At 72.0% G+C, this 24,856-nt stretch carries 21 protein-coding genes; 9 read left to right on the top strand and 12 right to left on the bottom strand.

Features of this window, described 5'->3' with window-relative positions:
• Positions 1-36: 36 nt before the first annotated feature.
• Positions 37-2,073 (bottom strand): S8 family serine peptidase, encoded by a 2,037-nt coding sequence (locus MICAU_RS31325; RefSeq protein WP_013289368.1) that lies wholly within the window; start codon positions 2,071-2,073, stop codon positions 37-39.
• Between the two features lie 176 nt (positions 2,074-2,249).
• Entirely contained in the window at positions 2,250-3,710 is a 1,461-nt protein-coding gene (locus MICAU_RS31330; RefSeq protein ID WP_013289369.1) for a CCA tRNA nucleotidyltransferase, read from the bottom strand.
• A 132-nt stretch (positions 3,711-3,842) separates the two neighbouring features.
• Here MICAU_RS31330 and murJ point away from each other — a divergent pair, with 132 nt between their 5' ends.
• From murJ to MICAU_RS31365, 7 genes are all read left to right on the top strand, one after another.
• Positions 3,843-5,591 carry a murein biosynthesis integral membrane protein MurJ gene (gene murJ / locus MICAU_RS31335; protein WP_013289370.1) on the top strand — a complete coding sequence of 583 codons (1,749 nt, stop codon included), beginning with the start codon at positions 3,843-3,845 and terminating at the stop codon, positions 5,589-5,591.
• Positions 5,592-6,001: 410 nt separating this feature from the next.
• On the top strand, positions 6,002-7,612 hold the full coding sequence (locus MICAU_RS31340) for a protein kinase family protein (protein WP_030269537.1): 1,611 nt from the start codon (positions 6,002-6,004) through the stop codon (positions 7,610-7,612).
• Positions 7,613-7,655: 43 nt separating this feature from the next.
• Positions 7,656-8,360: an RNA polymerase sigma factor SigM gene (gene sigM / locus MICAU_RS31345; RefSeq protein WP_013289372.1), complete on the top strand. Its 705-nt coding sequence runs from the start codon at positions 7,656-7,658 to the stop codon at positions 8,358-8,360.
• Complete coding sequence (locus tag MICAU_RS31350) at positions 8,357-9,298, top strand: RsmA family anti-sigma factor (RefSeq protein ID WP_013289373.1); 942 nt, start codon at positions 8,357-8,359, stop codon at positions 9,296-9,298. Before sigM ends, MICAU_RS31350 begins: the two co-directional genes overlap by 4 nt.
• Before the next feature lie 176 nt (positions 9,299-9,474).
• Positions 9,475-10,428, top strand: coding sequence for a thioredoxin-disulfide reductase (trxB, locus tag MICAU_RS31355; RefSeq protein WP_041784681.1), 954 nt, complete (start codon positions 9,475-9,477; stop codon positions 10,426-10,428).
• 38 nt (positions 10,429-10,466) lie between these two features.
• Positions 10,467-10,790 carry a thioredoxin gene (gene trxA, locus MICAU_RS31360; RefSeq protein ID WP_013289375.1) on the top strand — a complete coding sequence of 108 codons (324 nt, stop codon included), beginning with the start codon at positions 10,467-10,469 and terminating at the stop codon, positions 10,788-10,790.
• A gap of 162 nt (positions 10,791-10,952) precedes the next feature.
• The gene (locus MICAU_RS31365) at positions 10,953-12,113 is read left to right on the top strand and encodes an N-acetylmuramoyl-L-alanine amidase (protein ID WP_013477529.1); all 1,161 of its coding nucleotides are present in this window, start codon (positions 10,953-10,955) and stop codon (positions 12,111-12,113) included.
• 8 nt (positions 12,114-12,121) lie between these two features.
• Here the strand turns inward: MICAU_RS31365 and MICAU_RS31370 are convergent, their stop codons facing one another.
• Positions 12,122-12,787, bottom strand: coding sequence for a GNAT family N-acetyltransferase (locus tag MICAU_RS31370; protein WP_013289377.1), 666 nt, complete (start codon positions 12,785-12,787; stop codon positions 12,122-12,124).
• 282 nt (positions 12,788-13,069) lie between these two features.
• On the opposite strand from MICAU_RS31370, the gene MICAU_RS31375 reads away from it, so the two are divergent.
• Both MICAU_RS31375 and MICAU_RS31380 read left to right on the top strand, forming a co-directional pair.
• Entirely contained in the window at positions 13,070-14,383 is a 1,314-nt protein-coding gene (locus MICAU_RS31375) for an aminotransferase-like domain-containing protein (RefSeq protein WP_013289378.1), read from the top strand.
• A gap of 7 nt (positions 14,384-14,390) precedes the next feature.
• On the top strand, positions 14,391-15,386 hold the full coding sequence (locus tag MICAU_RS31380; RefSeq protein ID WP_013289379.1) for a D-alanine--D-alanine ligase family protein: 996 nt from the start codon (positions 14,391-14,393) through the stop codon (positions 15,384-15,386).
• A gap of 2 nt (positions 15,387-15,388) precedes the next feature.
• Here the strand turns inward: MICAU_RS31380 and MICAU_RS31385 are convergent, their stop codons facing one another.
• The 9 genes from MICAU_RS31385 to rpmH all read right to left on the bottom strand — a co-directional run bounded on the left by MICAU_RS31385 (position 15,389) and on the right by rpmH (position 24,593).
• A complete protein-coding gene (locus MICAU_RS31385) occupies positions 15,389-16,252 on the bottom strand; it encodes a hypothetical protein (protein ID WP_013289380.1) in 864 nt (287 codons plus the stop codon).
• A gap of 1,926 nt (positions 16,253-18,178) precedes the next feature.
• Positions 18,179-19,219, bottom strand: coding sequence for a ParB/RepB/Spo0J family partition protein (locus MICAU_RS31390; RefSeq protein ID WP_013289382.1), 1,041 nt, complete (start codon positions 19,217-19,219; stop codon positions 18,179-18,181).
• Positions 19,220-19,246: 27 nt separating this feature from the next.
• Positions 19,247-20,584: an AAA family ATPase gene (locus MICAU_RS33515; RefSeq protein ID WP_083791353.1), complete on the bottom strand. Its 1,338-nt coding sequence runs from the start codon at positions 20,582-20,584 to the stop codon at positions 19,247-19,249.
• A 245-nt stretch (positions 20,585-20,829) separates the two neighbouring features.
• On the bottom strand, positions 20,830-21,582 hold the full coding sequence (rsmG, locus tag MICAU_RS31400; protein ID WP_425311453.1) for a 16S rRNA (guanine(527)-N(7))-methyltransferase RsmG: 753 nt from the start codon (positions 21,580-21,582) through the stop codon (positions 20,830-20,832).
• A 341-nt stretch (positions 21,583-21,923) separates the two neighbouring features.
• A complete protein-coding gene (locus MICAU_RS31405) occupies positions 21,924-22,514 on the bottom strand; it encodes a Jag family protein (protein WP_013289385.1) in 591 nt (196 codons plus the stop codon).
• A 210-nt stretch (positions 22,515-22,724) separates the two neighbouring features.
• Positions 22,725-23,726, bottom strand: a complete 1,002-nt coding sequence (gene yidC / locus MICAU_RS31410; protein ID WP_013289386.1) for a membrane protein insertase YidC — start codon at positions 23,724-23,726, stop codon at positions 22,725-22,727.
• Entirely contained in the window at positions 23,727-23,966 is a 240-nt protein-coding gene (gene yidD, locus MICAU_RS32210; RefSeq protein WP_013477538.1) for a membrane protein insertion efficiency factor YidD, read from the bottom strand.
• Between the two features lie 41 nt (positions 23,967-24,007).
• Entirely contained in the window at positions 24,008-24,421 is a 414-nt protein-coding gene (gene rnpA / locus MICAU_RS31415; RefSeq protein ID WP_030269559.1) for a ribonuclease P protein component, read from the bottom strand.
• A gap of 34 nt (positions 24,422-24,455) precedes the next feature.
• The gene (rpmH, locus tag MICAU_RS31420) at positions 24,456-24,593 is read right to left on the bottom strand and encodes a 50S ribosomal protein L34 (RefSeq protein ID WP_013289388.1); all 138 of its coding nucleotides are present in this window, start codon (positions 24,591-24,593) and stop codon (positions 24,456-24,458) included.
• Positions 24,594-24,856: the final 263 nt, after the last annotated feature.

Consider the following 24,856-nt stretch of genomic DNA (forward strand, 5'->3'; position numbering starts at 1 on the left):
CCTCGGGAGCCGGCGGGCGTCGTGCGGTGGTACGGGTCAGAGCACGGCGACGACGAACTTCTCGCCGGCGCCCAGGCCGAGGGTCGGGCTGTTCCAGTCGATGGTCCGGCTCGCGATGAGCTGGCTGGTGCCGGCGCTGCCGGCGGTGACCGCCTTCTCGTTGATGTTCGCGTACAGGTAGACCGAGCCGTCGGCGTTGTAGTCGAGGAACGACATCCCCTCCCACGCGCCGATCGAGGCGCCCCGCGCGATCAGCGGCTTCGCCCCGGCGCTCTCCGCCGTCACGAACTTGCCGTTGATCTGGGCCTTCAGACCGAAGGTGCCGTAGCCGTCACCCACGTTCACCAGCTCGTACTTCTCCCAGGCGCCGACGGTCGCCGAGCGGGCGATCAGCGGCTTCGCCCCGGCGCTCTCCGCCGTCACGAACTTGCCACTGGCCACCGACTTGATGCTCACGAGGGGTGCCGGGGCGTCGAAGTCGAACTTCTCGGCGGTGCCGATCGCGGTCTTGCTCGCGATCAGCGGGGAGGTGGCGCTCGGCGCGGTGACGTACTTGCCGTTGATCGCCGCCTTCAGGCTGATCGTGCCGTCGGTGTTGTCGACGATCTGGAACTTCTCCCACGCGCCGATGGTGGCCGAGCGGGCGATCAGCGGCTTCGCCCCGGCGCTCTCCGCCGTGACGAACTTGTTCGTGACCCGCGCCCGCAGGCCGAACAGGCCTCCGCCGGCGTCGACCACGTCGTACTTCTCCCAGGCGCCGATCGAGGTGCCCCGGGCGATCAGCGGCTTCGTCCCCGCGCTCTCCGCGGTGACGTAGCGGCCGTTGACCCGGGCCTTGAGCCCGTACGAGCCGCGGGCCGTCACGGCCGAGCCGATGTGCAGCAGCCGGTCGGTGGAGCCCATGATGTCGTGCACCGCGCCGCCGATGCCGGTGGTCACGACCGAGTCGCGCACCTGCTGCGGCGACCAGCCCGGGTGCTCCTCCAGGAGCAGCGCGGCGGCGCCCGCCACGTGCGGGGACGCCATCGAGGTGCCGTTCATCGACTCCGAGCCGGCGCTGGTGCCGGCCTTGGCCGAGACGATGCCGGTGCCGGGGGCGAACAGGTCCAGGCAGCGGCCGTAGTTGGAGAACCAGGCGCGCATGTCGACCCGGTCGGTGGCCCCGACGGTGATGGCGGCGGGCACGCTCGCCGGCGAGGAGCCGCAGGCGTCCTGCATGCTGTTGCCGGCCGCTACCGCGTAGGTGATGCCGGAGGCGATCGAGCGGGCGACCGCGTCGTTGACCGCCTGGTCGACGCGGTCGACGCCGAGGCTCATGTTCGCCACGGACGGCCCGGTGGCGTTCGTGGTGACCCACTCGATGCCGGCGATCACCTGCTCGGTGTCGCCCTGGCCGGAGCAGTCGAGGACCCGGACGGCGACCAGGTCGACGGCCTTCGCGACGCCGTACGTCGTACCGCCGATCGTGCCCGCCACGTGCGTGCCGTGCCCGTCGCAGTCCTGCGCGACGTCGTCCTGCTCGACCGCGTCGTAGCCGTTGCGGGCGCGCCCGCCGAAGTCCTGGTGGTCGATGTCGATGCCGGTGTCGATCACGTACGCGGTCACGCCGGCGCCGGTCGACGGGTAGGTGTACCTGCCGTCGGTCCGGGTCTTGAGCTGGTCGATGCGGTCCAGGCCCCACGGCGGGGTGGTCTGGGTGCCGGCGGTGCTCCAGCGCTGGACCTGCTGGACGTACTCGACGTCCGGGTCGGCGGCGAGCCGCGCGGCCTGCCGGGCGTCCATGGTGGCCGAGTAGCCGTTCAGCGCCTTGCCGAAGACCCGGCGGACGGTGCCGCCGTGCTCGCCGGCCAGCGCGGACGCGGCGGACTTCACCTTGGCCGGGGTGGTCTTGCCCTTCTTGAGGACCACGATGTAGCGGCCGGGCACCGCCTCGGCCGTGCCGGCGCCACGGACCGACGGTCGCTTCGGGTCGGCGAGGGCCGGCCCGGCGACGGTGGCGCAGAGGATGGAGGTGGCGCTGGTGAGGGCGAGCCCCACGAGGGCGGAGCGGCGCAAGCCGCCACGACGTGTCACGAATTGTCTCCCCGTGTCCAGCGACCGTCCGGATCGGACGGGCGGATGAATCAGAACAGCCGCATCTGTCGATTCGGCGGCTGCCGATGACTCATCATGCGGGAGACATCGACCGGAGCGGGTCAACCGTTCGGTCGACACGCCGGCGTATCGTCGTCAGATCCGCGGCGCCGGCCTCAGCCGGTGATGCCCTCGTCGCGCGCCCAGCGCAGCAGCTCCGCCTCGGCCTCGTCGCGGTCCAGCGGCCCGCGTTCCAGCCGCAGCTCCTTGAGGTACTGCCAGGCGCGACCGACCACCGGCCCCGGCGGTACGCCGAGCAGCTCCATGATCGCGTTGCCGTCCAGGTCGGGGCGGACCCGGGCCAGGTCCTCCTCGGCCGCGATCCGGGCGATCCGCTCCTCCAGCGCGTCGTAGTCGGCCGCGAGCTGGGCGGCCTTGCGCCGGTTGCGGGTGGTGCAGTCGGAGCGGGTCAGCTTGTGCAGCCGGGACAGCAGGTCACCGGCGTCGGTGACGTACCGGCGGACCGCCGAGTCGGTCCACTCGCCCCGGCCGTACCCGTAGAAGCGCAGGTGCAGCCCGACCAGCTTGACCACCTGGGAGGTGATCTCCTTGGAGTAGCGCAGCGCCTTCATCCGGTTCTTGGTCAGCCGGGCACCGACCACCTCGTGGTGGTGGAAGCTGACCCGGCCGTCCGCGCCGACCGCCTTGGTGGCGGGCTTGCCGATGTCGTGCATGAGCGCGGCCATCCGCAGCACGAAGTCGCAACCGTCGGACTCCATCGACATGGCGTTGCTGACCACCGTGAGCGTGTGCTCGTAGACGTCCTTGTGCTGGGCGTGCTCGTCGATGGTGAGCTTCAGCCCGGTCAGCTCGGGCAGGAAGCGCTCGGCCAGCCCGGTGTCGACGAGCAGGCGCAGCCCGGTGATCGGGTCGGCACCGCAGAGGAGCTTGGTGAACTCGTCCCGGATCCGCTCGGCGGTGATCCGGTCCAGGTCCGCAGCCATCTCGGTCATCGCCGCGCGGACGTCCGGGTGGACGGCGAAGCGGAGCTGCGCGGCGAACCGGGCCGCGCGCAGCATCCGCAGCGGGTCGTCGCGGAACGACTCCTGCGGCGTTCCCGGGGTACGAATGATCTTGGCGGCCAGATCGGCCAGTCCGCCGTACGGGTCGGTGAACCGGTGGTCCGGAAGACTGACCGCCATCGCGTTGACTGTGAAGTCGCGGCGCTTGAGGTCCTCGGTCAGGCTGGTGCCGTACTGCACCACCGGGTTGCGGCTGACCTGGTCGTAGACCTCCGCGCGGAACGTGGTGATCTCCAGGTTGAGGCCGTCGCGCTGGCAGGCGATGGTGCCGAACTCGCGTCCGGTCTCCCAGATCGACTCGGCCCAGCCGCGGATGACCTTGATGGTCTCGTCCGGGTGGGCGTCGGTGCAGAAGTCGAGGTCGTTGCCGAGCCGCCCGAGCAGCGCGTCGCGGACGGATCCGCCCACCAGGTGCAGTTCGTGACCGGCCTGGGCGAAGCGCCGGCCCAGCTCGTCGGCGACCGGTGAGACTCGGAGCAGTTCGGCGACGGCGTTGCGCTGCGCGGCGGTCAGTTCGCGGCGGTCGGCGGCGTGGGAGGCGGAGGCTTCGGACATGGGATCGCCAGCCTATCGGGCCGGAGGTGGATCGACCGCGCCGGGCGCGGGTAACGGGTCCGGGTTGACTAAGGTTCCGGTTGGGCGGGGCCGGCCGGGCCCGATCGCCACGTACCCCCTGGAGGCTGGCAGATGAGCGGCGGGCTCTACCGCAGCGCGAACGCGCACGGCGGCGGCCTGCCGCCGGACGACGGCGCCACCTTCATCTCGGCCGAGCCCCTGAACCAGCCCGGCGTCGAGGCCGTCGCACCGCCGCAGGAGGTGGTCGCCGAGACCAGCGCCGCGGCGAACAGCGCGGTGATGGCGATCGGCAGCCTGGTGAGCCGGGGTACGGGGTTCATCCGCAACCTGATGATCGGCGCCGCGCTCGGCACGATGGTCGGCGACGCGTTCACCACCGCCCAGTTCCTGCCCAACCAGGTGTACGAGTTCCTGCTCGGCGGCGTGCTGACGAGCGTCCTGGTGCCGGTGCTGGTGCGCCGCCGCAAGATCGACGCGGACCGGGGCGAGGCGTACGCGCAGCGCCTGCTGACGCTCGCGGTATTGGCGCTCGCCGCGACCGCGCTGATCGCGGTGCTGCTGGCCCCGGTGCTGACCGCCGTGTACGCGGCCGGCGGCGACGATCCGGCGTACACCACGCTCGTCACCCGGCTGTCGTACCTGATGCTGCCGATGCTGTTCTTCACCGGCATCAGCGCGCTGATCGCCGCGGTGCTGAACACCAGGGGGCACTTCGCCGCCCCGATGTGGGCGCCGATCCTCAACAACCTCGTGTCGATCGGCACGTTCGGCCTGTACATCGTCGTCTTCGGCGCGACCGGCCTCCGGCCCGACGAGGTGGGCTGGGACCGGATCCTGCTGGTCGGCGGCGGCACGCTGCTGGGCGTGGCGGTGCAGGCGATCGGCCTGCTGCCCGCGCTGCGCAAGGTCGGCTTCCGGTGGAAGGCGCGGTTCGACTTCCGCGAGCTGGGGCTGCGCGAGCTGGCCCGGCTCGGCGCCTGGATGTTCTGCTACGTCGCGGTCAACCAGCTCGGCCTCTTCGTGGTGGTCAACCTGCTCAACCGGGCCAGCGGCGGGGACGGCGAGAACGCCGGCCTGCTGATCTACAACAACGTCTTCCTGCTGCTGATGATGGCGCACGGCATCATCGCGGTCTCGATCATCACGGCGCTGATGCCCCGGATGAGCGCGGCGGCGGCCGAGAACCGGTTCCACGACGTCACCGCCGACCTGTCCCGCGGCACCCGGATGGTCACCGCGGTGCTCGCGCCCATCGCGGTCTGCTACGCGGTGCTGGCCGCCCCGATCTCGGTGGTGGTCTTCCGGTACGGCGCGTTCACCGGCGACAACGCGGTGGCCACCTCGACCGTGCTGCTCGTGGCGGCGCTGGGCCTGGTGCCGTTCGCGGTGAGCCAGCTCTTCACCTTCGCGTTCTACGCGCTGCCGGACACCCGTACCCCGGCTCTGATCAACATCCCGGTGGTGGCGCTGCGCGTCCTGCTCCAGGTGGGCCTGTTCCTGCTCTTCTCGAACACGTTCGCGGCCGCCGGGATGATGCTCGGCAACGCCGTGTCGTACCTGGCGGCGGCGATCATCTCGGCGATGCTGCTGCGGCCCCGGGTGGGCCGGATCGGACTGGGCGGGATCATGCGGACGCTCGGCCGGGTGGTCGTGGCGGCGCTCGGCGCCGCGCTCGTCGGCGTGCTCGTGGTGGCCGTGCTCCCCGGCGACCCGGCGAGCCTGAGCTGGCTCGCCGCGGCGGTCCAGTTGGTGATCGGCGGCGCGGCGATCGGCGCGACCTATCTCGGGCTCGCCATGGTGCTGCGGATCGGCGAGATCACCGAGGTGGTCGGGATGGTCCGGCGGCGCCTCGGGCGTTGACCCCCTCGGTGACCGACGGTGAACGAGGATCACCAGGCTGGGGATACGGCTGTGGATAACTTGGAATTCCGCCGTCCAATGGGCCTCTCGGCCTGTGGACAACCAACCGTACGGACGAGGGAGCGCAGGCCGGGGCGGGGAAAACCTCCCCGTCTCCGCACCGGTACGCCCCTGTGCCGCCTCGTTGCCGCCAACCTTTAGATTGACGGTGCGTGTCCGGCTCGCCCGCCGGGTGGGCGGGCGACCCGGCCGGGGCCCGTGGCGACTGGCCTTCCGGCCGGTCACAGCGGGAAGATGACATGTCGGAGAACCGGGCATCCCGGGTAAGGTCGCTCTCGACGGGTACGACCGGGATCGGCGCGGGTGTCGAGACCGCCGGCCGTTCCACCGAAGGCAGAGCGGGAAGCCACATGCCCAGCAGCACGGGTCCATCGATCGACGCGATCACCGAGGGAGGACGGGTGACCCAGGTCGGCGAGGGTCAGGAAGCGGAGGAGACCTCTCCTGCGGTCGTGACCTTCGGTGCTCCCACTGTCGGTGAGCTGCTCGCGGAGCGGTACGAACTGGTCGAGCACATCAACAACGACAGCGCGGGCCGGCTGGTCTGGCGCGGTGTCGACGTGGTGCTCCGCCGTCCCGTCGCCGTGGTCCTCCGCTATCCGGGTGGCGACTCCGCCACCGAGATGCTTCAGGCCGCGGTCGCCGCGAGCCGCGTCATCCACCCCAACCTGGTCGGCGTCTACGACGCGATCGACGAGGACGACCGGGCCTACGTGGTCCGCGAGTGGGTCGACGGGCAGTCGCTGCGCGAGCTGGTCGCCGCCGACGGGCCGCTGGACCCGGCCCGGGCCACCGCGATCGGCAACGCCGTCGCGAGCGCCCTCGCCGCCGTGCACGCCACCGGCATGGTGCACGGCAACCTCCACCCCGGCACCGTCATGATCAGCGACGACGGCCGCGTGGTGCTCGCCGACGCGCGTACCGACGGCGCGGACAGCCAGGAGAACGACCTGCGCGCGGTCGGCGGGGTGCTCTACTTCGCCCTGACCGGGCACTGGCCGCACGGCGAGGCCCCGCTGCACGGCGCCACCGCCGGGCACGGCCGCGCCGCCCTGCCGGACGCCGTCCGGGACGCCGGCGGCGCCATCGCCGCGCCACGGCAGATGCGCGCCGGTGTGCCGGCCTACCTCGACGACCTCACCATGGACCTGCTCGACGCGGAGATCCCTCCGCCGTCGTCGGACGTGCTGGCCGCCGAGCTGAGCCGGCTCGACATCCCCGCCGACGAGCAGTTCCTGGAGCAGGCCGGTCCGCTGCGTTTCACCGCCGAGCCCGGCGAGGAACCCTCACCGCTGGCTGCGGCCGGCGGTCGCAAGGTCGCCATCGGCATCGCCGGTCTGCTGGCGGTCGCCCTGGTCGGGCTGCTCATCGGCATCAACGCGCTCGGTGGTGGCGACGACGGCGACAAGGAGCCGGTCGCCCAGCCGTCGAACAGCGCGCCGGCCACCGGGGGCGGCGCCGAGCCCGCCGCGCAGGTCCGCAAGCTCACCATCCAGGACGTACGGATCATCGACCCGGACGGCGACCGCGCCGAGGTGCGCAACGCCGAGAAGGTGATCGACGGGAACGACGACGAGGGCTGGGAGACCAACAGCTACCGCAACAACGGCAAGTTCGGCGGCCTCAAGAAGGGCATGGGTGTCTGGATCGACCTGGGCGCCCCGCACACGGTCAAGCAGCTGGAGGCGACGCTCTCGGCCACCGGTGCCACCGTGGAGCTGCGTACCGGCGCCCGCGGCGACTTCCCGTCCAGCTCCTCCGGCGACAAGCAGCTCGTCAACGCCTACTCGACGCTGATCGGGCCGGCGAACGAGGACGGCGGCACCAAGATGATCTTCAACGCCTTCGAGCCGGACCAGAAGTACCAGTACCTGCTGTTCTGGATCACCAAGCTGCCGGCGAAGGACAGCGGCAACAGCTGGAAGCTCGGCGTCCAGGAGATCGTGGTCCAGGGCTCGTGACCCGGCCGCCGTCCCCGCCGCGCCACCTCCGCCGGATGTGGTGATGGCGGAACGCGACGGCGCGCAGCCCGGCCGCTCCGACCTGGAGCTGCTCCGGGCACACGCGGCAGGCGACCGGGACGCCTTCACCGAGCTGTTCCGACGGCACCGGGACCGCCTCTGGGCGGTCGCGCTGCGGACGATCGGCGACCGTGAGGAAGCCGCCGACGCCCTCCAGGACGCCATGCTGTCGGCGCATCGAGCGGCAGCCCGGTTCCGGGGCGACTCGGCGGTCACCACCTGGCTGCACCGCATCGTGGTGAACGCCTGCCTGGACCGGATCCGGCGGCGGCAGACCCACGCCACCGTCCCGCTGCCCGACGGCGTGCACACCGACGGCGAACCGGGCCGGCACACCGGCGGTCCGGAACCGGCCGCGCCGGCCCACGACCACGACACCGCGCTCGTGGTCCGGCAGGCGCTCGCGGCACTGCCCGCCGAACAGCGGGCCGCGCTGGTCCTGGTCGACGTGCAGGGCTACCCGGTGGCCGAGGTCGCCGCCATGCTCGGGGTCGCCGAGGGCACGGTCAAGAGCCGGTGCGCCCGCGGCCGGGCCCGCCTCGCCGTGCTGCTCGGGCACCTGCGTACCGGCGCCGACGCACCGGCCGCCGACGTGCCGCGGCTCACCTCCGGGAACCGCAGACGCCCCGAGGGCGTCGGATCCTCGTCGGGAGCGTCCCGTCAGGCCGTCAGCCAGGAGGAGCCGTGACTTCCCGGGAGTTCAGCGAGGTCGACCACGACCTGCTCGCCGACTACCTCGGCGGGGCGCTGGACGGCACCCCCGAGCAGGCGACAGTGGCACGGCTGGTCGAGCAGGACCCGACGTGGCGTGCCGCGTACGAGAATCTCGCCGACGCGATCGACCTGGTCGGCGCCGACCTGGCCGGCTGGGCCGCGGCCCCCGCGCCGGAGATGCCGCAGGCGGTGGCCGACCGGATCACCGCGGCGCTCGCCGGCGCCGGCCCCGCGCTGCGCGACGGTACGCCGCTCGTGCCGGCGCAGTCCGGCGGCGCGAGCCGGCCACCCGGCACGGCACCCCGTCCCGACCGGCACAGCGGCCCCGGTCGTCGTCCCCGGCGCTGGGCCCGCATCGCCGGGCCGGTGGCGCTGGCCGCGGCCTCGGTCGCCGCGGTGGGGCTCGGTGTCGGCCGGCTGGCCGACCCGGGCGACGGCGGTACGGCCGACCAGGCGGCCCGGGAGGCGGCGCCGATGGCCGCCGCGCCGTACCGGACCACCGGACCGGCAGTGCGCAGCGGCACCGACTGGACGCCGGAACGCCTCGCCGGCGCCCGGGCGCCCGCCGGAGCGAAGTCGATCCCCGGAGACATGGCCGGTCCGTCCGGCGCGGCGAAGGACGGCGCGGAGACGCCCCTGTCCATGGACAGTCAGCGCCTCAGCGGCCTCGGCGGGCTGGACCGGCTGACCCGCCCGGAGAACCTCGCCGCGTGCCTCACCGCGATCGGGGTCGAGCACGGTTCCGGGCCGCTCACCGTGAACATGGTCGACTACGCCCGGTTCCAGGGCGCACCGGCGCTCGTGGTGACGTTCGCGGACGCGGGCGGCGCCCGCTGGGGCTGGGTGAGCGGGCCGGAGTGCGGAGTACCCGGGTCCGGCGCGGACACGCGGTTCCGGACGCGGGTAGGGTGAAAACGCGGTCACGACGCTTGTCCCGCCACGTGACCTGACCCACCGGATGACCGGCTCGGGAATCCCCGCTTCGTACGATGACGTTCTGCAAGTCAGGCGCCGGCGCCCCTGAGCCGTCGGCACTCGGGATCGACATCGGTGCGACCGGTGACGAACACACACATCGGGAGACGGCAGTGGACGAGGTCCGCAACCTGATCATCATCGGCTCCGGTCCGGCCGGCTACACGGCGGCGGTCTACGCCGCCCGCGCCAACCTGAAGCCCCTGGTGATCGAGGGCGTGCAGTCGGGTGGCGCGCTGATGACCACCACCGAGGTGGAGAACTTCCCCGGCTTCGCGGACGGCATCCTCGGCCCCGAGCTGATGGACAACATGCGCAAGCAGGCCGAGCGCTTCGGCGCCGAGTTCCTCACCGACGACGTGACGCGGGTCGAGCTGAAGGACACCGGCGAGATCGGCTCCGACGCGGTGAGCACCGTGTGGGTGGGCGAGACCGCGTACCGCGCGCACGCCGTCATCCTCTCCACCGGTTCGGCCTGGCGTCCGCTGGGTGTGCCGGGTGAGCAGGAATACCTCGGCCACGGTGTGTCGTCCTGCGCCACCTGTGACGGCTTCTTCTTCCGCAACCAGCACATCGTGGTGGTCGGCGGCGGCGACTCGGCGATGGAGGAGGCGAGCTTCCTCACCCGCTTCGCCGAGTCGGTGACGATCATCCACCGCCGCGACTCGTTCCGCGCCAGCAAGATCATGGCGGACCGGGCGCTGGGCAACGAGAAGATCAAGGTCGAGTGGAACTCCGTGGTCGAGGAGATCCTCGGCGACGACGGCAAGGTCAACGGCGTACGGGTGCGCAACGTGCACACCGGCGAGAGCAAGGTGCTCGACGTCACGGGCGTGTTCGTGGCGATCGGGCACGACCCGCGCAGCGAGCTGTTCCGCGGTCAGGTCGAGATGGACGACGAGGGGTACGTGAAGGTGCAGGCCCCCAGCACCCGTACCAGCGTGCCCGGTGTGTTCGCGGCGGGCGACGTCGTCGACCACACCTACCGGCAGGCCATCACGGCGGCCGGCACCGGCTGCGCCGCCGCGCTGGACGCCGAGCGGTTCATCGCCACCATTCAGGGCTGAGAGTTCCACGAGCAAGGTTCGGAGGAGGAGAGTTCATAGTGGGAGCAACCAAGGCGGTCACGGACGCCAGCTTCGTCAGTGACGTGCTGCAGTCCGACAAGCCGGTTCTGGTCGACTTCTGGGCGGAGTGGTGCGGCCCCTGCCGCAAGGTCTCGCCGCTGCTGGAGGAGATCGCGGGCGAGATGAAGGACCAGGTCACCATCGTCAAGCTCAACATCGACGAGAACCCGGAGACGGCCCGCGCCTACCGGGTGATGTCGGTGCCGACGCTGACCATCTTCAAGAACGGCCAGCCCGTGCAGTCGATCGCCGGCGCCAAGCCGAAGGGCGAGCTGGTCAAGCTCATCGAGTCGGCGCTCTGAGCCGTACCGGCACCGCCGCAACCCCCGTCACCACGCCCGGTGGCGGGGGTTGCGGCTTTCCTGACCTGCATGAACACGAACCCGCCGGGTATCGCCCACGGTACGCTCCGTAAGCATCCGTCGGAGTTCCGGTCCGCCAACGTCCGTGCAGAGGGGGTCGTCGTGCGTCCGATCCGACCCGGTGACCAGGGACCGGCGGTGGCCGAGATCCGTACCGTCCTCGCCGGCCTGGAACTTCTTCCCGCCGAGGCCGGAGGAGACGACTACGACGCACAGACCGAACGCGCGGTACGGGCCTTCCAGCAGTCCCGCGGCCTCAGCGTCGACGGGCGGGTGGGCGCCGAGACCTGGCGGGCGCTCGACGCGGCCCGCTGGCGGTTCGGGGCCCGCGCGCTCTACCACGCCGTACCCGAGCCGCTGACCGGCGAGGACGTCCGCTCGCTCCAGGAACGCCTGCTGGAGATGGGGTACGACGTGGGCCGCGCCGACGCCATCTACGGCATCCGCACCTCCCGCGCGGTGGCGCAGTTCCAGCGGGAGATGGGCCTGAAACCGGACGGCTCGTGCGGGCCGCACACCGTCAACGCGCTGCGCCGCCTCGGCCGCAAGGTGGTCGGCGGGCGCCCGCAGTGGCTGCGCGAGTCCGACGCCATCCGGCAGGCCGGGCCGACGCTCATCGGGCGGACCGTGGTGATCGACCCGGGGCACGGGGGCACCGACCCGGGCGTGGTGGTGCCCGACGGCACGCTGCGCTGGAGCGAGGCGGACCTCGTGCACGACCTCGCCAGCCGGCTGGAAGGGCGGCTCGCCGCCGCCGGCGTACGGGTGCAGCTCACCCGGGGTCCGTCGCCCGGCGACTGCCTGCCGGACGCGGACCGGGCCCAGCTCGCCAACTCCCTCGGCGCCGACGTGTTCATCTCCCTGCACACCGACGGGCACGCCAACCCGGAGGCCGAGGGTGTGGCCACCTACCACTACGGCACCGACAACGGCGTCACGTCGGCGACCGGCGAGCGCCTGGCCGGGCTCGTGCAGCGGGAGATCGTGGCCCGCACCGGGCTGCGCGACTGCCGTACCCACGCCAAGGCATGGGAGCTGCTCCGGCTCACCCGGATGCCCGCGGTACGCGTCGAGGTCGGCTACCTCACCTCACCGGACGACCGGGCGCGGCTCGTCGACCCGCGCTTCCGGGACCGGGTGGTCGAGGCCATCGTGGCCGGCGTGCAGCGGATGTACCTGCCGATCGAGCGGGACGTGCCGACCGGCTCGATCGACGTAAGCGAACTGCGGGCGATCGTGGCCGCCGGCACCGTCGTCGACTGACCCGCGGCTCAGCTCGTCGAGCGGGTGGCGGGTGCCGGGCGGACCGGCCGCAGCAGCGTCTCCGGGCTCATCGAGCCGAGCAGCTTCTCCAGCGCGTACTCGACGTCCGACTTCCAGCTCAGCGCCGTCCGCAACTCCAGCCGCAGGCGGGGGTAGCGCGGGTGCGGCCGGACCGTCTTGAAGCCCACCGAGAGGAAGAAGTCGGCGGGTGCCACGCACGCGCGGGCCGGGTCGTCCGCGTCGTCGCCGAACTTGGCGTCGCCGAACGCCTCGATCGCCTTGATGCCGCGCTTGGTCAGGTCGCGGGCCACGCCCTGCACCAGCATCCGGCCCAGGCCGCCGTCGGCGAAGGCGGGCACCACGTGCGCCGTCATCAGCAGAGCCGCGTCCGCCGAGACAGGTGAGGTGGGAAACGCCATCGAGCGCGGGACGTACGCCGGTGGGGCGTACATGACGAAACCGGCCGGCATGCCGTCGACGTAGACGAGCTTGCCGCAGGAACCCCACTCCAGCAGCGTCTGGGAGACCCACGCCTCCTTCTCCAGGCCCGGGTCGCCTGCCGCGCAGGCCCGCTCGGCGGAGACCGGATCCAGCTCCCAGTAGACGCAGCTCCGGCAGGATCGAGGCAGGTCCTCCAGCGTGTCCAGGGTCAGGCTGACCAGACGTCGCGACATGAGCGCACCCCACCACTAGGCTCGGAGCGCCGGTGAGTCCCGCGCCCTCCTGCTCCCGACGAGCGATCGTACGCCCCCCTCCGGCGGTACGGGAGTGAACGCGCGAGCCCTCGCCCGGACGGCCGACGGCGGGTCCGGGATGTGGACGTGTCCACACGGCCGGTGCCGCGACCGTCACCGGGGACTACGATCGACCAACCGGCCCCCGCCGCCAATGGATGTCGGCATCGCGGGTACCACACCGGGCGGCAGCCCCGCCGACACCCGATCGAGGTGATGTCCATGACCGGCACGACGCTCGACGACTACACCGACCGGTACGCCCGGCGCGTCCGCGGAATGACCGCCTCGGAGATCCGGGCACTCTTCGCGGTGGCCAGCCGGCCGGAGGTCGTCTCGCTCGCCGGTGGGGCCCCCTACATCGCGGCGCTGCCGCTCGACGCGGTCGGCGAGATGCTCGGCCGGCTCGGCTCCGAGCACGGCGCCACCACCCTCCAGTACGGCATCGGCCAGGGCACCCCGGAGCTGCGCGAGCGGATCTGCGAGGTGATGTCCCTGTCCGGGATCGACGCCTCCTGCGGCGCCTCACCGGAGGACGTGGTGGTCACGGTCGGCGGCCAGCAGGCCCTCGACCTGGTCGCTCGTCTCTTCCTGGATCCGGGTGACGTGGTGCTCGCCGAGGGCCCGACGTACGTCGGCGCGCTCGGGGTGTTCCAGGCCGCCCAGGCCCAGGTGGCCCACGTGCCGATGGACGACGAGGGGCTCATCCCGGAGGCGCTGGAGACGGCCATCGCCGACCTGGCCCGAGCAGGCCGGCGGGTGAAGTTCCTCTACACCATCCCCACCTACCAGAACCCCGCCGGTGTGACGCTGAGCGAGGAGCGGCGCGAACGGGTGCTCGACATCTGCGAGCGCGCAGGGCTGCTCGTGGTGGAGGACGACCCGTACGGTCAGCTCGGTTTCGAGGGTGAGGCGCCCAGGCCCCTGCGGGCCCGGCGGCGCGACGGGGTCTTCTACCTGAGCACGTTCTCCAAGACGTTCGCGCCGGGCCTGCGGGTGGGCTGGATCCTGGCCCCGCACGCGGTCCGCGACAAGCTGGTCATCGCCAGCGAGGCGCAGATCCTCTGCCCGAGCGCCTACGCGCAGTCGGCCGTCTCGACGTACCTCGGCACCATGCCCTGGCGGCAGCAGCTCAAGGTCTACCGCGAGGTCTACCGCGAGCGCCGGGACGCGTTGCTCGACGCGATGGCCGACCTGATGCCGGAGGGCACCACCTGGACCACACCGCGGGGCGGCCTGTTCGTCTGGGCGACGCTGCCCGACGGGCTCGACTCCAAGGCGATGATGCCGCGCGCCGTGGCCGCCCGCGTCGCGTACGTGCCGGGGACCGGCTTCTACGCCGACGGCACCGGCACCGGGAACATGCGGCTCAACTTCTCCTTCCCGACGCCGGAGCGGATCCGCGAAGGCGTCCGCCGGCTCGCCGGGGTGATGGAGCAGGAGATCGCCATGCGCAAGGTCTTCGGCGCGGTCGGCGGCGCCAGACCCCGCCGTCGCCAGGGCGGCTCGGACGCGCCCGGTCCCGACTTGGCATGATGCCCGCATGTCCGACAGCCCCGCCGCACCGCCTCCCGTGACCGGATCCACCGCCGACGAGCTGCACGTGCTCGTACTCGCGGGCGGCCTCTCCTACGAGCGGGACGTCTCACTGCGGTCGGGCCGCCGGGTGCTCGACGCGCTGCGTGCCGTCGGCGTCGACGCGGAACTGCGCGACGCCGACGTGGCGTTGCTGCCCGCCCTGACCGCCGACCCGCCGGACGCCGTGGTGATCGCCCTGCACGGCGCCACCGGCGAGGACGGCTCGCTGCGCGGCGTACTCGACCTCTGGGACGTGCCCTACGTCGGCTGCGACGCCCGGTCGTCCCGCCTCGCCTGGGACAAGCCGTCCGCCAAGGCGGTGCTGCGCGAGGCGGGTATCCCCACACCCGACTGGGTGGCGCTGCCGCACGACCGTTTCTCCGAGTTGGGCGCGGTGGCCGTCCTGGACCGGATCGTCGACCGCCTCGGGCTGCCGCTGATGGTCAAGCCCGCGCAGGGCGGTTCCGGACTGGGCGCCGCCGTGGTCCGGGAGGCGGCGTCGCTGCCGGCCGCGATGGTGGGTTGTTTCGCGTACGACCAGACCGCGCTCGTGGAGCGCTACGTCCCCGGGATGGACGTGGCGGTCTCCGTGCTCGACCTCGGCAAGGGCCCGCAGGCCCTGCCCCCGGTCGAGATCGTGCCGCGCAACGGCGTCTACGACTACGCGGCCCGCTACACCGCCGGCCGTACCACCTGGCACGCGCCGGCCCGGCTCGACGCCGCGACGACCGCCCGGGTGACCGAGGTGGCGCTCGCCGCGCACACCGCGCTCGGGCTGCGCGACGTGTCCCGCGTCGACCTGATCGTCGACGCCGGAGGCGACCCGCACGTGCTGGAGGTCAACGTCTCACCGGGCATGACCGAGACGTCGCTCCTCCCGCTGGCGATCCAGGCCGCCGGGCTGGACTTCGGCCGGGTCCTCGGCACGCTCGTGACCCGGGCCGCCGCACGGCGTCGCTGACCTCAGCTCTCCCGGGTACGCGCTGCGTCCGGCCGGTCGTCCGCGGCGTCGTCCGGCCCGGCGTCGTCCTCGTCTGCGCTGTCCGGGGCACTGTCCCCTGCGTGTTCCGGTGCCGGGCCGGCCTGCGGTGCCGGGTCGGGATCCGACGGGCCCGCCGAGGGGTCTGAGAGGCCCGCTGCCGCGTCGGACTCGGGGATCTCGTCCGCTGCCTCGATCACCGACACGGCCTCGTCCTCGGGCTCCTCAGCGGCGTTCGCGGGCGAGGTCGGGGAGAGACTCGACGGCGCCTGCCAGTGGATGCGCGGCGGCTCGGCCAACGGACGGCCGCCGAACTCGGCGAGCCACGCGGCCACCATGGCGAGGTTCTCCCGCCACTTCTCCTCGGAGATCGGGGGCAGGATCGAGTCCCACAGCGACAGGAACGTGCCCCGCAGCTGCAGTCGACCGTACGGCCGGGCCAGGAACCACAGGTGCAGGTGCGCTGAGCCGTCGCCCCACCGGTTCACGTGGACGCGGGCCACTCCGTCGAGCGAGCGGACGGCCCGCTCCAGGCGGACGGTCATCACGCCCAGTTCGGCGGCGAGCAGGTTCGGCAGGTCGCCCAGATCCAGGTGGGAACGGGACTCCAGGATCAGGACCATCGGCAGGCCGGTGGGCCGGTCCATGGCGCGGACGCGCCACCGCTCACCGACCCAGATGTACGCCTCGTCGGGCGCGTTGCAGGCGGTGCACTCCCGGTCCGCCTCGCCGCGGCGGGGAGGTTCGAACGGTACGGGCTCGTCGAGTTGCTTGACGCGGAGATCGCCCTCGAAGGGGAAGGACGGCCACTGGGTGAAGTCGGGAACTGAGGGAGGGGTGTCCGGCACGACGCTGACCCTAACCGAGTTGGCGACGCCTGTCCCTACCTGTTCCACTGGCCGCCCACCGGTTGTCCACCGCGTTGTCCACAGGCTGCCGAGATCACCAGCACAGCGCGTCATGCACTGCTCAGCAAGGGTTTCCTCGCTTTGTTTCACGTGAAACGGGGAGTGCCTGTGGACAACCGCTGTGGATAACTCGGGGTGCGTCTGGGCCCGTTCTTCCAACGATCCGGTGACCGATCCGCACCGGGTGCCGACGGCTTCTTCTCGTGCGTGTTTCACGTGAAACGGCGGATGCGTCGGCCCGCATCTCGGCGCGGTCGCTCGGCTCGCTGGCGTCGCCTGACCTTGTTCCGTGACTGCATCCTCGGCGGGTACGGCAGATCGAACGAGGCGCCTCCGGGCGACGGCGACAGAGGAGTCGCGAGGCGAGCCCCCGGCTGTTCGTTGGGAGCGGGCCGGGCCGCGCGGATACCGAGCCGCGCCGACCACCGCTCGACTTGTGGCCGGCACCGCGCCGCATCGCTTGTACCCGGCACAGCCGGGACTCGATCGGATGAGGGTCGGGTTGGTCGCCGCGTTTCACGTGAAACAGCAAGCGCGTCTGAGCCGACAGGCCGAGCCCGAGCTGGCCGCACGGGCCTCGGGTTTGCCGGGCCTCGGGTTTGCCGCTCGATCGCTGATCGGGCTCGCCACCGCCCTGGAGGCGTGCGAGCACCCGGCCGGCCCGGCGAGCGATGCCGGGTCATCGACGGCGGCGCGAACGAGTCAGCATCATTCGGCCCAGGGATGCTGAGCCGGGCCGCACAGCTCGGCCAGCTGGCCGGGCTCCTCGCGACAGGCGCTCCCGACTCGGCGCTCCCGGCTCGGCCGCTCGCCGGTTCGACACTCCCCGGTTCGGCAGTGTTCGGTTCGGCACTGCTCGGTTCGGCACTGCTCGGCTCAGCGACCCTCACTCAGGTGCTCCCCGGTTCGGCGGGGCGCGGCTCAATGCGCCTGGATCGCTCACAGGCGCTGATCGGATAGGGGTCGGCAGGACGGCTCTTGCGCGGTCGTCACGGCCGGGCGTGCTCAACCCTCTGGCCCGTCAGCATGGTCATCCTCCGATCGCCCTTGCCCTAGCTCAGGGCTTGCCGCCCGGGACAGTCGACACGCCAACCCGGGACAGTCGGCACGCCAACCCGGGGCACGCCGGCACGCTGGCCCGGGCATGGCGGCTCGGCAGCCCGGCAGCCCGACGGCCCGGCAGCCCGGCAGCCCGACGGCCCGGCAGCCCGACGGCCCGGCAGCCCGACGGCCCGGCAGCCCGGCGGCCCGAATGGCTTCCCGGCGGAGAACCGGTTCGCGTGCGTGCGATCGGTGGGCGGCACCAGCCGGCGGCTAGACGGGTGCGTCACGCGGAACGAGCGGGTCACCAAGCAACGGATTCCGTCTGAGCCGTCGCCGCCAGCCCTCCTGCCAGACTCAGCGGAGTGGGCGCGGACCGACTCGTCAACGCCGAACGGCGGCTCTTTCGGAACCTTTGGCACTCGGCTCTCGCGTACTCAGCCCTTCAGCGCTCGGGCGCGCGGCCTGCCGCCGATCAGTAACGCGGATAGCAGATTCACCGCCACCACCCAGTCGCCTGCCCCCGTTTCACGTGAAACGACGGGCGAGGCACGACAGCCCCAACAGCCGATGCGACCCAGGATGCTCCCGCTTCGACCGCATCAGCGCGGAAGGACGCTAGGGCATCGGTGAGCACCACCGGCACCAGACGGCCCAGCCCCTCGTCGGAGACGGCATCGGCTTCGGAGGGGCCGGTCCCCGTCGACCGAGTAGCCGTGACCCAACGAACCGCCATGCCCGACGAACGGCACCGAACCGACCCGGACACAGATCCGGCCGCATCCCCTCGTCGGGATGCGGCCGGATCGACACCGGAGAAAAGGGCTACGCCTCGGGCTGCCCGTCCTCGCCCACGCCGATGATGCCGACGATCCGCTCCAGGTCGTCGACGGTGGCGAACTCGATCGTGATCTTGCCCTTGCTGCGGCCGATGTCGACCTTCACCCGGGTGTCGAATCGGTCCGACAGCCGGTCTGCGAGATCGGTGAGCGCCGGGGCGTGCGGCTTCGGCCGACGCTTGGCGGCGGCCGTCTTCGCCGGCTCCTCGGCGAGCGCCAGGTGCACCAGTTCCTCGGCGCCGCGGACCGTGATGCCCTCGCGAACGATCCGCTCGGCGAGTGCCTCCTGCGCCTCGGCGTTGTCCAGGCTGAGCAGTGCCCGGGCGTGGCCGGCGGAGAGGACACCGGCGGCGACCCGGCGCTGCACGGCGGGTGGCAGGTTCATCAGCCTGATGGTGTTGGAGATCTGCGGGCGGCTGCGGCCGATCCGCCGGGCCAGTTCCTCGTGCGTGGCACCGAACTCCTCAAGGAGTTGCTGGTACGCCGCCGCCTCTTCGAGCGGGTTGAGGTTGGCGCGGTGGATGTTCTCCAGGAGCGCGTCCCGGAGCATCGCGTCGTCCTTGGTGTCCCGGACGATGGCGGGGATGGTCTCCCGGCCGACCGCCTGGGCGGCACGCCAGCGCCGCTCACCCATCACGAGTTCGAACTTCTCGGGGTCGAGCTGGCGGACCACGATCGGCTGGAGGAAGCCGACCTCCTGGATCGAGGTCTTCAGTTCCTCCAGCGCCTCCTCGTCGAAGACGTGCCGGGGCTGCTTCGGGTTCGGCACGATCGCGTCGACCGGGATCTCCGCGAAGCGGGCACCGGGCACCGGGCTCAGCTGGGGCTCGGGCTCGAAGGCCGGAGGCGGGGTGCTCCCGACGCCGCCGGTGATGGCGGCGGTCGCACCGGCGACCGGAGTCGACGGCGACGCGGCAGTGGCCGACGATTCCGGTTCGGTGGCAGCCGGTTCGGCGCCCGGTACCGGTCCGGTGGGGATGAGGGCGCCGAGCCCTCGGCCCAGTCCGCCGCGGGGACGGTTCTTCATGCGACGCCTCCCAGCGACATCTCCGCACTACGCATTCCGGCTCACCGGCTCCTTGACGCCTCGCTCCGCGATCTCCTGGGCGGCCTCGAAGTAACTCGTGGCCCCCCGCGAACCGGGATCGTAGGTCATCACCGACTGGCCGTAGCTCGGTGCCTCGGAGACACGCACGTTGCGGGGGATGACGGCCTGGAGCACCTTGTCGCCGAAGTGGTTCCGGACGTCCTGCTCCACCGCGTCGGCCAGCCGGGTACGCCTGTCGTACATGGTGAGCAGGATCGTGGAGACCTCGAGCTTCGGGTTGAGGTGCTGACGAACCAGGTTGATGTTGTTGATCAGCTGGTTGAGGCCCTCCAGCGCGTAGTACTCGCACTGGATCGGGATCAGCACCTCCTGCGCGGCCACGAGCGCGTTGACTGTGAGCAGGCCGAGCGACGGCGGACAGTCTATGAAGACGTAGTCGAAGTGACCGGGGTACGCGGCGATGGCCCGCGCCAGGCGCGACTCCCGGGCCACCACGGAGACCAGCTCGATCTCGGCGCCGGCCAGGTCGATCGTGGCCGGTACGCACCACAGGTTCGGGATGCCCTCGACCGCTTGGGCCACCTCCTCCAGCGGCACACTGTCGATCAGGCAGTCGTACACGTCGGGCACGCCCGTGTGGTGCGGCACGTTCAGACCGGTGGAGGCGTTGCCCTGGGGATCAAGGTCGACCACGAGCACCCGGTTGCCGTGCAGCGCGAGTGCCACTGCGAGGTTCACGGTGGTGGTCGTCTTACCCACGCCGCCCTTCTGGTTGGCGACGCACATCACCCGGGTCCGGTCGGGGCGCGGCATGGTGACCTCGCCACTGGGATTCAGGATCTGCACGGCGCGCATCGCCTCCATAGCCAACGGTGGATCATCCTCTTCGCGCGTCGGGGTTTCACGTGAAACGTACGTGCTGGCGTCTACCTCGTCCCCGTACCCGTCCGCTTGTGGCGTGTCGGACGGCGCCGCTGTGACCTCGGGGACGGCCTGGAACGGCACGGCCGAGACGGGCGGCTGGGGTTCGTAGCGGGTGGGTACCGCGGCGTTCGCCCGCACCGCGGGCGGGCGCGGAGTCGGTGCGTTCACCGGACCGTCGGCCGGGTCGAGCGGGTCGCGTGCCGGCGGTACGTTCGCCGGCACGGACGACACGGGCCGCACGGGCCCGCCGGCCGACGGCTCCCGTCGCTTGGACGGCTGAGCCGGGTACGGGGAGGACGGTTCGCCGGACTCGTTCACCGTCCACTCCTGGTAGTTGGTTTCACGTGAAACGGGGTCGGCGGAGGGCTCGCCTCCTGGTCCGGTCAACCGTGGATCGTCGTACCTGCCGTCGTCATGCACCTGTCATCCCTACCCGCTCCGGATGGTCGGTCCGCACCCGTCGAATCGCGTCCGCGCCTCGCACGGCGCCGTCGGTTCGGCGGGAACCGTCAGGTTCGGGTGCCGCCCGGCACCGCCGTTCCACACTATCGACGCGCGGTCAGCCTACGGCCGACGGGCGCGGTGGGTCCATGTCGGGTTGCGATCGATCGCGTCACGCCCACCGGTCCAACGACCGGATCGGGCGTGCGGAATGGCGTACCGGCTCAGCGGTCGCCGCGGCGGCGACCGCCACGCGACCGCTTCGGCTTCTTCGGACGGCGCGGGTTGATCACGCGCTCCCGGACCACCTCGACCACAGTCGCCGGGGGGTCGATCACCCCTTCGCCGCAGCGGTGCAGTTCCGGGGTCGCGCCGCCGAGGCGGATCACGGCCTCGGTGTGCTCGGTGATCTCGTCGGCCGCCGAGGCGCCCTTGAGCGCGACCAGCCGTCCGCCGGGGGCCACGAGCGGCAGGCACCAGGAGGCGAGCCGGTCCAGCGGCGCCACCGCGCGGGCAGTCACGATGTCGGCGCTCAGTGGTTCCCGGTCACGCGAGCCGGCCGCCGCCTCCTCGGCCCGCCCACGGAACACACGGACGTCCCGGGTCAGGCCGAGACGCTGTACCGCCTCGATCAGGAAGGCGGTCCGCCGGGCCAGCGGCTCGACGAGCGTCACGGTGAGGTCGGGACGCGCGATCGCCAGCACCAGACCGGGCAGCCCGGCACCGGAGCCGACGTCGATCACGCTGGCGCCCTCCGGGATCCGCTCCGCCACCACCGCACAGTTGAGCAGGTGCCGCTCCCAGAGGCGCGGCGTCTCGCGGGGGCCGATCAGGCCGCGGACCACGCCGTCGGTGGCGAGTAGTTCGGCGTACGCGGCGGCCAGGTCGAGCCGGTCACCGAACAACGCGCGGGCGGCCTCCGCCAGCTCGGGCGGCAGCGTCGCCGTCGCCGGGTCGGGGACGTCGTCACCGTCCACGAGGGACGGTGCGTCCGCCGACGGCTCCGCGAAGACCGGGTCGGCCACCGCGGCCGGGTCGGCCGGCGTCACGTCCGCCGCCTGCTCGCCGGAGAAGGCGGGTGTCACGTCCACCGCCGGGTCGGCGGGCTCGATCCCGGTCACCACCGCCGGCTCGCCGGAGAAGGCGGGCTCGCCGGGGTCGGTCACGGCCCTTCCCGGGTACGCCGGGTCGGCCGGCCCGTCGTCATCGGAGAAGACCGGGTCGACTGTGTTGTCGGGGCGCACAGCCGACGGCCCGGGCGGCGTACCGCCCGGGCCGGTCACGGCTCCTGCCGTCGTCTCGTCGGAGATCACGGACCTCAGTCCGCCACCGGCCGGACGACGATGCGGCGGTTGGGCTCGACGCCCTCGGACTCGCTCTCCACCCCGCTCATCGCGTTCACCACGTCGTGCACGCACTTGCGCTCGAACGCGGACATCGGCTCCAGGCGCACCGGCTCGCCGTGCTCCTTGACCTTCTCGACCGCGTTCTTCGCCACGGCGGCCAGTTCCTTGCGCCGGGCGGCCCGGTAGCCGCCGACGTCGAGCAGCAGCCGGCTCGGGGTGCCGGTCTGACGGAACACGGCCAGCCGGGTCAGCTCCTGGAGCGCCTCCAGGGTCGCGCCGCGCTGGCCGACCAGGTTCTGGAGCCGGCCGCCGACGACCTCGACGACGGGGCGGCCGCCGGAGACCAGCTCGTCGATGTCGCCGTCGTAGTCGAGGATGTCCAGCAGTCCCTCGACGTAGTCGGCGGCGATCTCGCTCTGGCGGAACAGGTCGCTGTCGGCCGGGGCCTTCTTCTCCCGGGCCTCGCCAGCGGCGTCCTCGGTCTCGGTGGCGGCGGTAACGGGGGTCTCCTCGTCCAGGGACTGGTCGGCGCTGGGGATGCTGGTCTCGGTCACGGGTCTCATCTCCGTACTCGCTCGGCCGGACCGTCGGGGGTCCGCTGGTCTCCCGGGGCCGGCGGGAGGTTCGCCGGGTGCCCTCGGGCACGTCTGTACGGGCCAGTTTCGCCCGTGTCCGCGCTCCGCGCGGCGATTCCGGCCCGGCGCCGACTCCTCGGATGGCAGCACGCGGCCGGAACGGGCCACCGCCGACGTCGCGACGGTGGCCCTGTGGGCTCAGCCCTGTCGCTTGGCGGGCTTGCTGCCACCCTTCTTCGGGTTGACCGGCTTGGCGCCAGGCTTCGGGCCGGCCACCTTCGGCGCGACGGCCGGAGCCTTCGCCGGCGGCTGGGCCGCCTTGCGGCCGAACAGGCCACCGGCCTTGGCCGGCTGCACGGGGCCCTTGCCGGAGGTGCTCTTGGCGGCGCTGGTGCTCTTCGCGGTCGGCGGCGGCGGGAACTTCCGCAGCACCCACTGCTGCTGGCCGAGCGTGAAGAGGTTGTTGGTGACCCAGTAGATGATCACACCGATCGGGAAGATCGCACCCGAGATCAGCAGCGACAGCGGGATGCCGTAGAGCATCAGCCGCTGCACCATGCGCTGCTGCGGGTCCTCGGCCCACCCGGTCTTGAGGATCATCTGACGGCTGGTCAGGTAGGTGGTGGCGATCATGATGATCACCAGGATGCCGGCGACCACCTTGACCGTGCCGGTGCTCGCTCCGAGCCGGCTCAGCTCGTCAGCGGTGGAGCCGAACTTGCCGGAGATCGGCGCGGTGAACAGCGTCGCGTTGGAGGCGCTGTTGAACTGGTCGACGGTCCAGCCGTACAGGGTCTTGCCCTGGTTGTCAGGGCTGAGGCGGCGCAGCGTGTGGAACAGGCCCAGGAAGACCGGGATCTGGAGGAACATCGGAAGGCAGCCCATGAGCGGGTTGGCCTTTTCCTTCCGATAGAGCTCCATCATCTCCTTCTGGAGCGTCTCCCGGTCACCCTTGTGCTTCTCCTGGAGCTCCTTGACCTTCGGCTGGAGCGCCTGCATGGCACGCTGCGACTTGATCTGCTTGACGAAGACCGGGAACAGGATCACCCGGACCGTCACCACCAGGAAGACGATGGCGAGGATCCAGGCCCAGTTCGTACCGATCACGGCCCCGACCGGAACTCCGATGGCGTCCCAGGCCGAGTGCCAGGTCAGCAGGATCCACGAGATCGCGTAGTAGATCCAGTCGAGACTAAACACTCAGGCTCCAGTCACGTCGGAACGGCGGCGGTCGCCCGGCTCCGGAACCGGGTCGTGTCCACCAGGGTGGAAGGGGTGGCAGCGCGACAGCCGACGGACCGTCAGCCAGGCTCCCCGCAGCGCACCGTGCCGGGACACCGCCTCGACGGCGTAGGCACTGCACGACGGGTAGAACCGGCAGCGGGCCGGCAGTGCCGGACTTATCCACCGACGGTACGCGATGATGGGTGCCAGCAGCATGCGGGCACCGGTTGTGGGCGACGGAGTCGTCGTCGGGCCGGTCACCGCGACCGCCGTCCCCGGGGGGCCCGTGCGGCGGCGATGGCCGCGTCCAGGTCGGCCCCGAGCCGGGCGTACGTCGCGTCGGCGGCCGCAGGCAGCGCGCGTACCACGAGGGTGGTGCCGGCGGGCAGCTCGCCCAGCCGCTCGCGGACCAGATGCCGGAGCCGGCGGCGGACCTTGTTGCGGACCACAGCGCCGCCGACGGCCTTGGACACGACGAAGCCGGCGCGGCTCGGTGCGGAGGTCTCCGCACCGAGGCTTCGCGCCGGCTCCGGCGAGAGTGTCGCGGTGGTGCCGATCGGCTCGGGGAGGGTCAGGTGGACCACGACGGCGCCACGGCCGACGCGTCGGCCACCGCGAACCGCTGCGGCGAAGTCGTTACTGCGCCGCAGTCGTTGCGCGGCGGCCAGCACGACTGCCCACGTCCCCGGACCGGACCTGTCGGCGTCAGGCCGACAGGCGGGCGCGGCCCTTGGAGCGACGGGTCGAGATGATGGCGCGGCCGGCACGGGTGCGCATGCGCAGCCGGAAGCCGTGGGTCTTCGCGCGCCGGCGGTTGTTCGGCTGGTAGGTGCGCTTGCTCACGTCAGGCTCTCCGTTGTCGTACGCCCCGCGCGGCGGATCGCCCGGGGTCGTGTGCTGGTCCAGATCACCTGTCGGTGACCTCCGATCGGCGCTGCCGCGACACGCTCCCCGGCGATGCGGGGTGACAGCCACGGACAGCAAGCATCAATCACCCTAGCAGAGGGCGAGAGAGCAGCCGCTCCAGCCTACGCAGGGGCGCAATGACCGTCAAACGTCACACTCGGGCGTCCGACCTGCGCGCAAGCGCGACCGAAGGGGCGGTT

Source organism: Micromonospora aurantiaca ATCC 27029, assembly GCF_000145235.1.
GTDB lineage: Bacteria > Actinomycetota > Actinomycetes > Mycobacteriales > Micromonosporaceae > Micromonospora > Micromonospora aurantiaca.

Excerpts from the sequence above, each read along its gene's own strand:
- MICAU_RS31330 (WP_013289369.1), bottom strand. The coding sequence starts at position 3,710 with ATGTCCGAAGCCTCCGCCTCCCACGCCGCCGACCGCCGCGAACTGACC.
- murJ (WP_013289370.1), top strand. The coding sequence starts at position 3,843 with ATGAGCGGCGGGCTCTACCGCAGCGCGAACGCGCACGGCGGCGGCCTG.
- MICAU_RS31340 (WP_030269537.1), top strand. The coding sequence starts at position 6,002 with ATGCCCAGCAGCACGGGTCCATCGATCGACGCGATCACCGAGGGAGGA.
- sigM (WP_013289372.1), top strand. The coding sequence starts at position 7,656 with ATGGCGGAACGCGACGGCGCGCAGCCCGGCCGCTCCGACCTGGAGCTG.
- MICAU_RS31370 (WP_013289377.1), bottom strand. The coding sequence starts at position 12,787 with ATGTCGCGACGTCTGGTCAGCCTGACCCTGGACACGCTGGAGGACCTG.
- MICAU_RS31375 (WP_013289378.1), top strand. The coding sequence starts at position 13,070 with ATGACCGGCACGACGCTCGACGACTACACCGACCGGTACGCCCGGCGC.
- MICAU_RS31380 (WP_013289379.1), top strand. The coding sequence starts at position 14,391 with ATGTCCGACAGCCCCGCCGCACCGCCTCCCGTGACCGGATCCACCGCC.
- MICAU_RS31390 (WP_013289382.1), bottom strand. The coding sequence starts at position 19,219 with ATGAAGAACCGTCCCCGCGGCGGACTGGGCCGAGGGCTCGGCGCCCTC.
- MICAU_RS31405 (WP_013289385.1), bottom strand. The coding sequence starts at position 22,514 with ATGAGACCCGTGACCGAGACCAGCATCCCCAGCGCCGACCAGTCCCTG.
- yidD (WP_013477538.1), bottom strand. The coding sequence starts at position 23,966 with ATGCTGCTGGCACCCATCATCGCGTACCGTCGGTGGATAAGTCCGGCA.